Source organism: Pseudomonas sp. H2_A10 (assembly GCF_054680085.1).
In genome coordinates, this window is the sequence record NZ_CP162821.1 from 2,204,364 (window position 1) to 2,216,181 (window position 11,818).

The following is an 11,818-nucleotide window of genomic DNA, read 5'->3' on the forward strand; positions in this document are numbered from 1 at the left end:
TCCACACTTCCTGCACGGCGTGCATTTTCAAGCGCCCACAAAAAAGCCCGGCGATCGCCGGGCTCTTTCTACTGCACGCGTTGCTTAGGCAGTGAAGGTCTTGCCTTCGAACTGCTCAGCCACGAACTTCCAGTTGACCAGGTTCCAGAACGCTTCCACATACTTGGGACGCACGTTGCGGTAGTCGATGTAGTAGGCGTGTTCCCATACGTCGCAGGTCAGCAGCGGGGTGTCGCCGTTGGTCAGTGGGTTGCCGGCGCCGATGGTGCTGGCCAGGGCCAGGGAACCGTCAGCTTTTTTCACCAGCCAGCCCCAACCGGAACCGAAGGTGCCGACGGACGTCTTGGTGAATTCTTCCTTGAACTTGTCGAACGAACCGAACGCTGCGTTGATAGCTTCAGCCAGTGCGCCGGTAGGTTGGCCACCGGCGTTTGGCGCCAGGCAGTTCCAGTAGAAGGTGTGGTTCCAGACCTGAGCGGCGTTGTTGAAGATACCGCCCGAAGAGGATTTAACGATCTCTTCCAGGGTCTTGCCTTCGAACTCGGTGCCTGGCACCAGGTTGTTCAGGTTCACGACATAGGTGTTGTGGTGCTTGTCGTGGTGGTACTCCAAGGTTTCCTTGGAGATGTGCGGCTGCAGGGCATCGTGTGCGTAGGGCAGCGGCGGCAATTCGAAAGCCATGATAATTCTCCTAATCAGGTCAGTTGCGGTGAGCGCAAGGCCGATCACGGGCGGCCAAACAAGCGCCGGGGAGTTTGTACTCTTTGCGGCGCAGGGGCAGGATCATAGCACCGGGGGTGCGGCAAAACCACGCAACAACTGTGTGGGATAGAGGTTCCAGAGCCTTTTGGAATAAGTTCAAGGCGCGCTTATTAACTGATAGGCCACGCTGAACATCATCACGGCCACCAACAGATCCAGCAGCCGCCAGGTCGCCGGGCGTGCGAGCCAGGGCGCCAGCCATGCCGCGCCGAGTGCCAGCGTGGCGAACCACAGGAACGACGCGCTGGCCGCCCCCGCCACGTAAGCGCCCGGTTCGGTTTGTTGCGCGCCCAGGGAGCCGATCAGCAGCACGGTGTCCAGGTAGACATGGGGGTTGAGCAGGGTCACCGCCAGGGCACTGAGCAGCACGGCGCGCAATGAGCGGGTCTTGAGACTGGCGCCCTGGTCCAGGCTCTGTTTCGAACACGCCCTGCGTAGCGCGCACGTGCCGTACCACAACAGGAATGCCGCACCGCCCCAACGCGCCACGGCCAACAGTATCGGGCTCTGCGCCAGCACCGTCGCCAAGCCGAAAACCCCGGCAGCCACCAGCACGGCATCACAGATCACACACAGGGCAGCGACGGGCAGGTGATGCTCGCGGCGCAGGCTCTGAGCCAGGACAAACGCATTTTGCGTACCGATTGCCATGATCAGGCCAAGGGCCACCAGCAGTCCGTTCATATAGCTTTGCCACATAAATAAAGATCCTCAAGGCGATGCTGGTCATTCTCGGGGTCGAGGCTGTATAAGAAAAACCAATATTGCTGATCGCTCATTAGAGAAACTGATGTTCGACTATAAATTACTGTCTGCCCTCGCGGCCGTAGTGGAACAGGCTGGCTTCGAGCGCGGCGCCCAGGTGCTGGGGCTGTCGCAATCGGCGATCTCCCAGCGCATCAAGTTGCTGGAGGCGCGCGTCGGCCAGCCGGTGCTAGTGCGGGCCACGCCGCCGACGCCCACCGATATCGGCCGACGCCTGCTCAATCACGTGCAACAGGTGCGCTTGCTGGAACGTGACCTGCAAAGCCAGGTGCCGGCGCTGGATGAAGAGGGCATGCCCGAACGCCTGCGCATCGCCCTCAACGCCGACAGCCTGGCGACGTGGTGGGCCGAGGCGGTCAGCGAATTTTGCGCCGAGCAACATCTGTTGCTCGACCTGGTTGTTGAAGACCAGGCCGTCAGCCTCAAGCGGATGCGCGCCGGTGAAGTGGCGGCCTGCATTTGCGCCAGCGAACGCCCGGTAGCCGGAGCCCGCAGCCTGCTGCTCGGCGCCATGCGCTACCGCGCATTGGCCAGCCCGGCCTTTATTACCCGGCATTTCCCGCAAGGCGTGCGCGCCGATCAACTGGCGCGCACGCCCGCGCTGGTGTTTGGCCCGGACGATTTCCTGCAGCATCGCTACCTGGCATCCCTCGGGGTGGACGGTGGTTTCGAGCATCATTTATGCCCATCGTCCGAAGGCTTTATCCGGCTCACGGAGGCAGGGCTGGGCTGGGGGCTGGTGCCGGAATTGCAGGTGCGCCACCAGTTGGAAAAGGGCGTGTTAGTGGAGTTATTGCCCGATAAACCGATCGATGTGCCGTTGTACTGGCATCATTGGCGCAGCGGCGGGCAATTGTTGGGCCTGTTGACCGACCATCTGGCCCAGGCGTGTGGTCAATGGTTGGTGCCGTTGGACTGACAGCGGGCGTCAAGGCAACAGCAATGAAAAACGAAAGAACACGGGGTAACACATGAAGATTCTGGTCACCGGCGCAAGCGGCTTCATTGGCGGGCGCTTTGCGCGTTTCGCCCTGGAGCAGGGCCTGGACGTGCGGGTTAACGGGCGCCGCGCCGAGGGCGTGGAGCACCTGGTACGGCGCGGTGCCGAGTTTATCCAGGGTGACCTCAATGATGCCGACCTGGTGCGCGACCTGTGCCGCGATGTCGAAGCGGTGGTGCACTGCGCCGGTGCCGTGGGGCTGTGGGGGCGTTACCAGGATTTTCACCAGGGCAACGTGCTGGTCACCGAAAACGTCGTCGAGGCCTGCCTGAAACAGCGGGTTGGGCGCCTGGTACACCTGTCGTCGCCGTCGATCTATTTTGATGGTCGCGACCATCTGGGCCTGACTGAAGAACAAGTGCCCAAGCGCTTCAAGCATCCCTATGCGGCCACCAAGTACCTGGCTGAGCAGAAAGTGTTCGGTGCCCAGGAGTTCGGCCTTGAAGTGCTGGCCCTGCGCCCACGTTTTGTTACCGGCGCCGGCGATATGAGCATCTTCCCGCGCCTGCTTAAAATGCAGCGCAAGAACCGCCTGGCGATTGTCGGCGACGGTCTGAACAAGGTCGACTTCACCAGCATCCACAACCTCAATGAAGCACTGCTCAGCAGCTTGCTGGCCCCTGGCTCGGCGCTGGGCAGGGCCTACAACATCAGCAACGGCGCGCCGGTGCCGGTGTGGGATGTGGTGAACTACGTGATGCGCCAAATGGAGTTACCCCAGGTGACCCGTTATCGATCCTACGGCTTGTCCTACAGCGTGGCGGCGTTGAACGAAGCTTTCTGCGCCCTGTGGCCGGGGCGACCGGAGCCGGCGTTATCGCGCCTGGGCATGCAAGTCATGAACAAAGATTTCACCCTCGACATCAGCCGGGCCAGGCATTATCTGGACTACGAGCCCAAGGTCAGCCTGTGGGCCGCCCTCGACGAGTTCTGCGGTTGGTGGAAAGCCCAGGACCCGGGTGGCAAGTAAGGTCACACCAGGCAACACATCGGGAACCGAATGGGTGGTTCCCGGTCGATCAGTGCGATGGGACTGCGGTTTATACTCCCGTCGCCTGGCGTTCCCGCCAGCCATTTCAGCGATTCAGGGTTGATTCATGCGTAACGATGCCAACGACGACTTCGACAACGTTCCCAGCCTGCGGGCCGATCCAGGGGATGACGATGATTTCGAACCTTCCCCGGCCACTTCGGTGCGTTCGCGCAACACACCGGTAGTCAAGGTCAAGAGTGCCAGCACCGGCCCGTTGTGGGCATTGATCGGCGCGCTGCTGATCGCCTTTGCCGGCTTGGCCTGGTGGAGTTTCCAGCAGATCTCCCTGATGGGCCAGCAGTTGGTTGCCACCCAGGAAAGCTTTGCACGCATCAGCGAAGAAGCGGCGGGGCGCCTGCAGGACATTTCCGGCAGGGTCGTCGCCAGCCAAGCCAGCGTGAATAACGGCAGCGAAGCGCTGAAGTCGCAGATCAAACAGTTGGAAAGCCAGTTGCAGGAGCAGGGCAAGCAGCAACTCGGCGTCGCCGGCCAGGCCACCGAACTGGACAAGCGCCTGGCGCAAATGACCGCCAGCACCGCCGACCTCTCCACTGCCAACAGCAAGTTGCAAGGCCAGGTACAAGCCCTGACCGACGCCGTGGCCAGCCTCAAGGCCGCGCAAGGCGATGCCGGCAAGCGCGATGCCGAGATAAAGGAACTGGTGGCCGACGTTGCCGCCCTGAAGAAACAAGGCAACCCGAGCGCGGCCATTGCCCGCCTGGAGCAGGACCTTGTAGTGCTTAAAAGCGCACAGGACGCCCAGCCGGCCAACAGCGATGCACCCACCAATAAAGAGTTCGACGTCTTCCGCATCCAGACCACGCGCAATATCACTACCTTGCAGAGCCAGGTGCAGAACCTGCAGCAGCAGCTCAATACGCCGGCGAAGATCACCCCGCAGGCTCAATGACTAAAGCTGGCCAAAATGTGGGAGGGGGTTTGCTCCCACATTTGGATCATTGTCGAGAGTTGAATCACGCTCGCTTGTAGCATTGTCACTGCTTGGTGACATTTATGATCCCCTTCGTTACTTGCCCCTCTCACGCCCTTGTTTAGACTCCCGTCACCCCACCAAAAACAATAAGGGCCACCCATGACCACGCAACCACTGCCTGCCAGCAGTTGGCTGAATGCACCTGCCCATCACGCCTGGCTTGCCGCCGAAGGCCAGCGCCTGCTGTCATTCGCCAAGTCGTCCCGTCTGCCGGACGGGTTCGGCAACCTGGACGATAAAGGCCGCCTTGCGGCCAGTGCCCGCGCCGAAACCATGAACACCGCCCGCATGACCCACAGTTTCGCCATGGCCCATGCCATGGGGCTGCCGGGGTATGCCGAATGGGTTGAACACGGTGTGGCGGCCCTGCGTGGCCCTTTGCGCGATAGCGAGCACGGCGGTTGGTTCGCCGCGCCACACGCCCAGGATGGCAACACTGGCAAGGCGGCCTACCTGCATGCGTTCGTCGCCCTGGCGGCCAGCTCTGCGGTGGTGGCGGGGGCTCCCGGTGCGCAAACCCTGCTCAATGACGCCATTCACATCATCGACCAGTTCTTCTGGAGCGAGGAGGAGGGCGCGATGCTCGAATCGTTTGCCCAAGACTGGAGCGGTATCGAAGCCTATCGCGGCGCCAACAGCAATATGCACGCCACCGAAGCCTTTCTGGCGCTGGCGGATGTCACGGGTGACACGCGGTGGCTCGACCGCGCGTTGCGCATCGTTGAGCGGGTGATCCACCGTCATGCCGCCGACAACCAATTCATGGTGATCGAGCATTTCGACAGCCGCTGGCAACCCGTGCACGGTTACAACGAAGACAACCCCGCCGACGGCTTCCGCCCTTATGGCATCACCCCTGGCCACGGTTTCGAGTGGGCGCGCCTGGTGCTGCACCTGGAGGCTGCGCGCCTGCAGGCCGGCCTGGTCACGCCGGATTGGCTGGTCAGCGATGCCAAGGGGCTTTTCGCCAGTGCCTGCGAATACGCCTGGAGCGTGGACGGCGCCCCCGGCATCGTCTACACGCTGGACTGGCAGCATCAGCCGGTGGTGCGCGAGCGCCTGCATTGGACCCACGCCGAGGCCAGCGCCGCGGCCCAGGCCCTGCTCAAGCGTACCGGTGAGCTTCACTATGAAACCTGGTACCGACGCTTCTGGGAGTTTTGCGAGACCCATTTCATCGACCGCCGCCACGGCAGCTGGCACCACGAACTCAGCCCGCACAACCAGCCCAGCTGCAACATCTGGGGTGGCAAGCCGGACCTGTACCATGCCTGGCAAGCGGTAGTGCTGCCTGCATTGCCTTTGGCACCTAGCATGGCCAGCGCTTTAGGCGCTGGACGCTATGTCACCAGGTGGTGACATTTGTGCATCCCTTTGTTACCTGCGCTCAAAAAAACCATGTTTAAACTCCGTGCAGCGCAAGCTCCAGACTTGCATGCATAACAACAAGAAAAGGTATTCAGATGAACGCGATTAATCGCCTCGCCGTAGCTATTTCCGTTGCCTCGTTGTTCCCCCTCAGTGCATTTGCCGCCGACTCCAAAGGGACGGTTGAAGTTGTGCATTGGTGGACCTCGGGTGGCGAAAAAGCGGCTGTAGATGTCCTGAAGGCCCAAGTTGAGAAAGACGGCTTCACCTGGAAAGACGGTGCCGTCGCCGGTGGCGGCGGCGCCACGGCCATGACCGTGCTCAAAAGCCGCGCGGTCGCCGGCAACCCGCCAGGCGTTGCCCAGATCAAAGGCCCCGACATCCAGGAATGGGCGTCCACCGGCCTGCTCGACACCGACGTCCTGAAAGACGTGGCCAAAGAAGAAAAATGGGATTCCCTGCTCGACAAGAAAGTCTCCGACACCGTGAAGTACGAAGGTGACTACGTGGCCGTGCCGGTGAACATCCACCGCGTGAACTGGCTGTGGATCAACCCGGAAGTCTTCAAGAAAGCCGGCATCACCAAGAACCCCACCACCCTTGAAGAATTCTACGCAGCCGGCGACAAGCTGAAGAAAGCGGGCTTCATCGCGCTCGCCCACGGTGGCCAGCCATGGCAGGACAGCACTGTGTTCGAAGCGGTGGTTCTGTCGGTGATGGGCGCTGATGGCTACAAAAAAGCCCTGGTCGACCTGGATAACGGCGCTCTGACCGGTCCGGAAATGGTCAAGGCCCTTACTGAGCTGAAGAAAGTCGCGACCTACATGGACGTCGACGGCAAAGGCCAGGACTGGAACCTCGAAGCGGGCAAGGTCATCAACGGCAAGGCCGGCATGCAGATCATGGGTGACTGGGCCAAGTCCGAATGGACCGCCGCCAAGAAAGTCGCGGGCAAGGACTACGAGTGCGTAGCGTTCCCTGGCACCGACAAAGCCTTCACCTACAACATCGACTCCCTGGCGGTGTTCAAGCAGAAAGACAAAGGCACGGCTGCCGGTCAGCAGGACATCGCCAAAGTCGTGCTGGGTGAGAACTTCCAGAAAGTGTTCAGCATCAACAAGGGCTCGATCCCTGTGCGCAACGACATGCTGAACAAAATGGATTCCTACGGCTTTGACTCCTGTGCCCAGACCGCCGCCAAGGACTTCCTGGCAGACGCCAAGACCGGTGGCCTGCAGCCGAGCATGGCGCACAACATGGCCACCACCCTGGCTGTGCAAGGTGCGTTCTTTGACGTCGTGACCAACTACATCAACGACCCGAAAGCCGACCCGGCCGACACTGCCAAGAAACTGGGCGCTGCGATCAAGTCCGCCAAGTAACACCGTTGTAGGAACCCGGCTTTTGGAGTGAGGGAGCAAGCTCGCTCACCCCACAAGCCGGCCCCTGCAAGCTGTAGTCCTTTTTCTCTGTATTGGATTTTCCCATGAGTTCTGTTGCTGTGTTCAGCAAAGCCTCGCCGTTCGATGCACTGCAGCGCTGGCTACCCAAACTGGTGCTGGCGCCCAGCATGTTTATCGTGTTGGTAGGCTTCTACGGCTACATCCTGTGGACGTTTGTACTGTCGTTCACCACGTCCACCTTCCTGCCCAGTTACAAATGGGCGGGCCTTGCGCAATACGAGCGGTTGTTCGACAACGATCGCTGGTGGGTGGCGAGCAAGAACCTGGCGCTGTTTGGCGGCATGTTCATCGGCATCACCCTGGTGATCGGCGTGACGCTGGCGATTTTCCTCGACCAGAAAATCCGCCGCGAAGGCTTTATCCGCACCATCTACCTGTACCCGATGGCGCTCTCGATGATCGTCACCGGTACCGCCTGGAAATGGCTGCTCAACCCGGGCATGGGCCTGGACAAACTCCTGCGTGACTGGGGCTGGGAAGGTTTCCGCCTGGACTGGCTGATCGATCCGGACCGTGTCGTTTACTGCCTGGTGATCGCGGCTGTGTGGCAAGCCTCGGGTTTTATCATGGCAATGTTTCTCGCTGGCCTGCGTGGTGTTGATCAATCGATCATCCGTGCGGCCCAGATCGACGGCGCGAGCCTGCCGCGCATCTACTGGAGCGTGGTGCTGCCCAGCCTGCGTCCGGTGTTCTTCAGCGCGGTGATGATCCTGGCGCACATCGCCATCAAGAGCTTCGACCTGGTGGCGGCAATGACCGCCGGTGGCCCGGGCTACTCGTCCGACCTGCCTGCCATGTTCATGTACTCGTTCACCTTCAGCCGTGGCCAGATGGGCATGGGTTCGGCCAGTGCAATCCTGATGCTCGGTGCGATCCTCGCGATCATCGTGCCTTACCTCTACTCCGAGCTGAGGACCAAACGTAATGACTAGTCTCGCTTCCAAACCTGCCATCAGCCTGAGTCGCATCGCGATCTACGCGGTGCTGATTCTCGCGGTGCTGCTGTACCTGGTGCCGCTGGTGGTGATGTTGCTCACCAGCTTCAAGACCCCGGAAGACATCACCACCGGCAACCTGCTGAGCTGGCCGACCGTAGTCACCGGCATTGGCTGGATCAAGGCCTGGGATACGGTGGATGGTTACTTCTGGAACTCGATCAAGATCACCGTTCCGGCCGTGTTGATCTCCACCGCTATCGGTGCGTTGAACGGCTACGTGCTGTCGTTCTGGCGCTTCCGCGGTTCGCAGCTGTTCTTCGGCCTGCTGTTGTTCGGCTGCTTCCTGCCGTTCCAGACCGTGCTGCTGCCGGCATCCTTCACCCTCGGCAAGATGGGCCTGGCCAGTACCACCACCGGCCTGGTGTTTGTGCACGTGGTCTACGGCCTGGCGTTCACCACGCTGTTCTTCCGTAACTACTACGTGAGCATTCCGGACGCGCTGATCAAGGCCGCACGCCTGGACGGTGCGGGCTTTTTCACCATCTTCCGTCAGATCATTCTGCCGATGTCGACCCCGATCATCATGGTCTGCCTGATCTGGCAGTTCACCCAGATCTGGAACGACTTCCTGTTCGGTGTGGTGTTCTCCAGCGGCGACTCCCAGCCCATCACAGTGGCGCTGAACAACCTGGTCAACACCAGCACCGGGGCCAAGGAATATAACGTGGATATGGCGGCGGCGATGATCGCCGGGCTGCCGACCCTGCTGGTCTATGTGATCGCAGGCAAGTATTTCGTGCGCGGCCTCACGGCCGGCGCGGTCAAGGGGTAATCATGGCTACGCTTGAACTTCGCAATGTAAACAAGACCTATGGCGCCGGCCTGCCCGACACCTTGAAGAATATCGAACTGTCGATCAAGGAAGGCGAATTCCTGATCCTGGTCGGCCCGTCGGGCTGTGGTAAATCCACGCTGATGAACTGCATCGCCGGCCTGGAGACTATCACCGGTGGCGCGATCATGATCGGCGACCAGGACGTGAGCGGCATGAGCCCCAAGGATCGTGACATCGCCATGGTGTTCCAGTCCTACGCGCTGTACCCGACCATGAGCGTGCGCGAGAACATCGAGTTCGGCCTCAAGATCCGCAAGATGCCGCAAGCCGACATCGACGCTGAAGTGGCGCGCGTGGCCAAGCTGCTGCAGATCGAGCACCTGCTCAATCGCAAGCCGGGCCAACTCTCCGGTGGTCAGCAACAGCGGGTGGCCATGGGCCGTGCGCTGGCGCGTCGCCCGAAGATCTACCTGTTCGACGAACCGCTGTCCAACCTCGACGCCAAGCTGCGCGTCGAGATGCGCACCGAAATGAAGCTGATGCACCAGCGCCTCAAGACCACCACGGTTTATGTGACCCACGACCAGATCGAGGCGATGACCCTGGGCGACAAAGTGGCGGTGATGAAGGACGGCATCATCCAACAATTCGGCACGCCGAAAGAAATTTACAACGACCCTGCTAACCTATTTGTGGCAAGCTTTATCGGTTCACCACCCATGAACTTCGTTCCCATGCGCCTAAAACGCAAAGACGGTCATTTGGTTGCGCTGCTCGACAGCGGCCAGGCCCGTTGCGAATTGCCGCTGAGCATGAACGACACGGGCCTGGAAGACCGCGATGTGATCCTGGGCCTGCGCCCGGAGCAAATCGTGCTGGCGACGGGGGAAGGCAATGGGTCGTCGAGCATTCGTGCCGAAGTCCAGGTCACCGAGCCCACCGGCCCGGACACCCTGGTGTTCGTGCAGCTCAATGACACCAAGGTGTGCTGCCGTCTTGCACCGGACGTAGCACCCCAAGTGGGGGAGACGCTGACCCTGCAATTCGACCCGGCCAAGGTCTTGTTGTTCGACGCCAACACCGGCGAGCGGCTGGGCACCGCCTCTTCATTGCCCGCACAGGGGCATGCCGACAATGTGGCCCAATTCAAGGGTCGCTGAAGCAGGTAACGTATTGTTTTAATTGAAAAAAATGTAACCCGCGTTAGATAAAAACAGTTTAATAACAATAAAGACGAGGATGTAGGGATGAAAAAGCAACACAACAACACCCGGCTGATCTGCCAATTGTCAGCGGCAGCAGCCCTGGTATTGTCCGCCAATGCGATGGCGGCCGATGCATTCAGCGCCGATTCCAAGTGGATGACCGGCGATTGGGGCGGCGAACGTACCAAGCTGATCGAGCAAGGTATCGACATCAAGGCTGACTACGTAGGGGAGATGGGCTACAACGCCCACGGTGGCTTCAACGACGACAAGACCGGTCGCTACTCCGACCAGTTCGGTCTGGGCGTGGCACTGGACCTGCAAAAACTGTGGGGCTGGGACAACACCCAAGCCAAGATCCAGTTCACCAACCGTAATGGCCAGAACATTTCCAACGACCGCATTGGCGACCCGCGTGCCGGCACGCTGAGCTCGTCCATGGAAGTCTACGGTCGTGGCCACATGGTGCGTCTGACCCAGTTCTGGATCCAGCACCAGATGTTCGACAACAAACTGGATGTGAAACTCGGTTACTTCGGTGAAGGCGAAGACTTCAACACCTTCCCGTGCGACTTCCAGAACCTGTCGTTCTGCGGCTCCCAGGTCGGTAACTACGTGAACACCTGGTACAACTGGCCGGTCAGCCAGGCGGCGATCCGCGTGAAGTACAACATCACGCCAGAGCTGTATGCGCAAATCGGTGCCTACAACCAGAACCCATCGCAGCTGGAACACGGCAACGGCTTCAAGCTCAGCGGCAGCGGCACCAAGGGCACCGTGATTCCGGTGGAATTGGTCTGGTCGCCGAAGGTTAATAACCTGCCGGGCGAATACCGTGTGGGTTACTACAAGAGCGCGGCCGATGCTCCGGATGTACGTGAAGACGTCAACGGCGGCAATGCTGTCCTCACTGGCGCAGACTTCCGTACCCGCAGCAGCAAGAAAGGCTACTGGTTCGTTGCCCAACAGCAACTCACCACGCATAACGGCGACGCTTCCCGTGGTCTGAACATCGCGGCCAACGCGACCTTCCACGACAAGGAAACCAACCTGGTCGACAACTATCAGTCGCTCATGCTGGTGTACAAAGGCCCATTCGATGCGCGTCCAAAAGACGACGTCGGCATTGGCGCCGCGCGCCTGCACGTCAACAACGACGTGAAGAAAAACGCCGAACTGCTCAATGCCGCCAATGGTGTCAGCGATTACGACAACCCGTTGTACACGCCGATCCGCGAAACCGAATACAACTTCGAAATCAACTACGGCTTCCACGTTACCAACTGGCTGACCGTGCGTCCCAACCTGCAGTACGTCGTGCAACCTGGCGGCGTGGATAAAGTCGACAACGCGTTGGTGGCTGGCCTGAAAATCCAGTCTACGTTCTAACGCTGTTGCGATAAGCTCCTTCTCTCTGTGCGCATTTTGCGGGTAGCCATGGCTATCCGCTTTTTT

The 11,818-nt window shown here is 60.3% G+C and carries 11 protein-coding genes; 9 read left to right on the forward strand and 2 right to left on the reverse strand.

What is annotated here, in order from left to right; all coding sequences use genetic code 11:
- Positions 1-84 precede the first annotated feature (84 nt).
- Complete coding sequence (locus AB4O23_RS10170; protein ID WP_003175739.1) at positions 85-681, reverse strand: superoxide dismutase; 597 nt, start codon at positions 679-681, stop codon at positions 85-87.
- A 177-nt stretch (positions 682-858) separates the two neighbouring features.
- Positions 859-1,461, reverse strand: a complete 603-nt coding sequence (locus AB4O23_RS10175; RefSeq protein ID WP_017529158.1) for a LysE/ArgO family amino acid transporter — start codon at positions 1,459-1,461, stop codon at positions 859-861.
- A gap of 91 nt (positions 1,462-1,552) precedes the next feature.
- On the opposite strand from AB4O23_RS10175, the gene AB4O23_RS10180 reads away from it, so the two are divergent.
- The 9 genes from AB4O23_RS10180 (at position 1,553) to AB4O23_RS10220 (ending at position 11,752) form a co-directional block, all read left to right on the forward strand.
- A complete protein-coding gene (locus AB4O23_RS10180) occupies positions 1,553-2,446 on the forward strand; it encodes a LysR family transcriptional regulator ArgP (RefSeq protein WP_017529157.1) in 894 nt (297 codons plus the stop codon).
- Between the two features lie 52 nt (positions 2,447-2,498).
- Positions 2,499-3,497 (forward strand): NAD-dependent epimerase/dehydratase family protein, encoded by a 999-nt coding sequence (locus AB4O23_RS10185; RefSeq protein ID WP_017529156.1) that lies wholly within the window; start codon positions 2,499-2,501, stop codon positions 3,495-3,497.
- A 127-nt stretch (positions 3,498-3,624) separates the two neighbouring features.
- Positions 3,625-4,470 (forward strand): ATPase, encoded by an 846-nt coding sequence (locus AB4O23_RS10190; RefSeq protein WP_065876693.1) that lies wholly within the window; start codon positions 3,625-3,627, stop codon positions 4,468-4,470.
- 183 nt (positions 4,471-4,653) lie between these two features.
- A complete protein-coding gene (locus tag AB4O23_RS10195) occupies positions 4,654-5,913 on the forward strand; it encodes a D-mannose isomerase (protein WP_065876694.1) in 1,260 nt (419 codons plus the stop codon).
- Positions 5,914-6,017: 104 nt separating this feature from the next.
- Positions 6,018-7,304 carry an ABC transporter substrate-binding protein gene (locus AB4O23_RS10200; RefSeq protein WP_017529153.1) on the forward strand — a complete coding sequence of 429 codons (1,287 nt, stop codon included), beginning with the start codon at positions 6,018-6,020 and terminating at the stop codon, positions 7,302-7,304.
- A gap of 104 nt (positions 7,305-7,408) precedes the next feature.
- Positions 7,409-8,317 (forward strand): carbohydrate ABC transporter permease, encoded by a 909-nt coding sequence (locus AB4O23_RS10205; protein ID WP_003175732.1) that lies wholly within the window; start codon positions 7,409-7,411, stop codon positions 8,315-8,317.
- Positions 8,310-9,155 carry a carbohydrate ABC transporter permease gene (locus AB4O23_RS10210; protein ID WP_003175731.1) on the forward strand — a complete coding sequence of 282 codons (846 nt, stop codon included), beginning with the start codon at positions 8,310-8,312 and terminating at the stop codon, positions 9,153-9,155. Before AB4O23_RS10205 ends, AB4O23_RS10210 begins: the two co-directional genes overlap by 8 nt.
- A gap of 2 nt (positions 9,156-9,157) precedes the next feature.
- The gene (locus AB4O23_RS10215) at positions 9,158-10,318 is read left to right on the forward strand and encodes an ABC transporter ATP-binding protein (RefSeq protein WP_003175730.1); all 1,161 of its coding nucleotides are present in this window, start codon (positions 9,158-9,160) and stop codon (positions 10,316-10,318) included.
- Between the two features lie 87 nt (positions 10,319-10,405).
- Complete coding sequence (locus tag AB4O23_RS10220) at positions 10,406-11,752, forward strand: carbohydrate porin (protein WP_017529152.1); 1,347 nt, start codon at positions 10,406-10,408, stop codon at positions 11,750-11,752.
- Positions 11,753-11,818 lie beyond the last annotated feature (66 nt).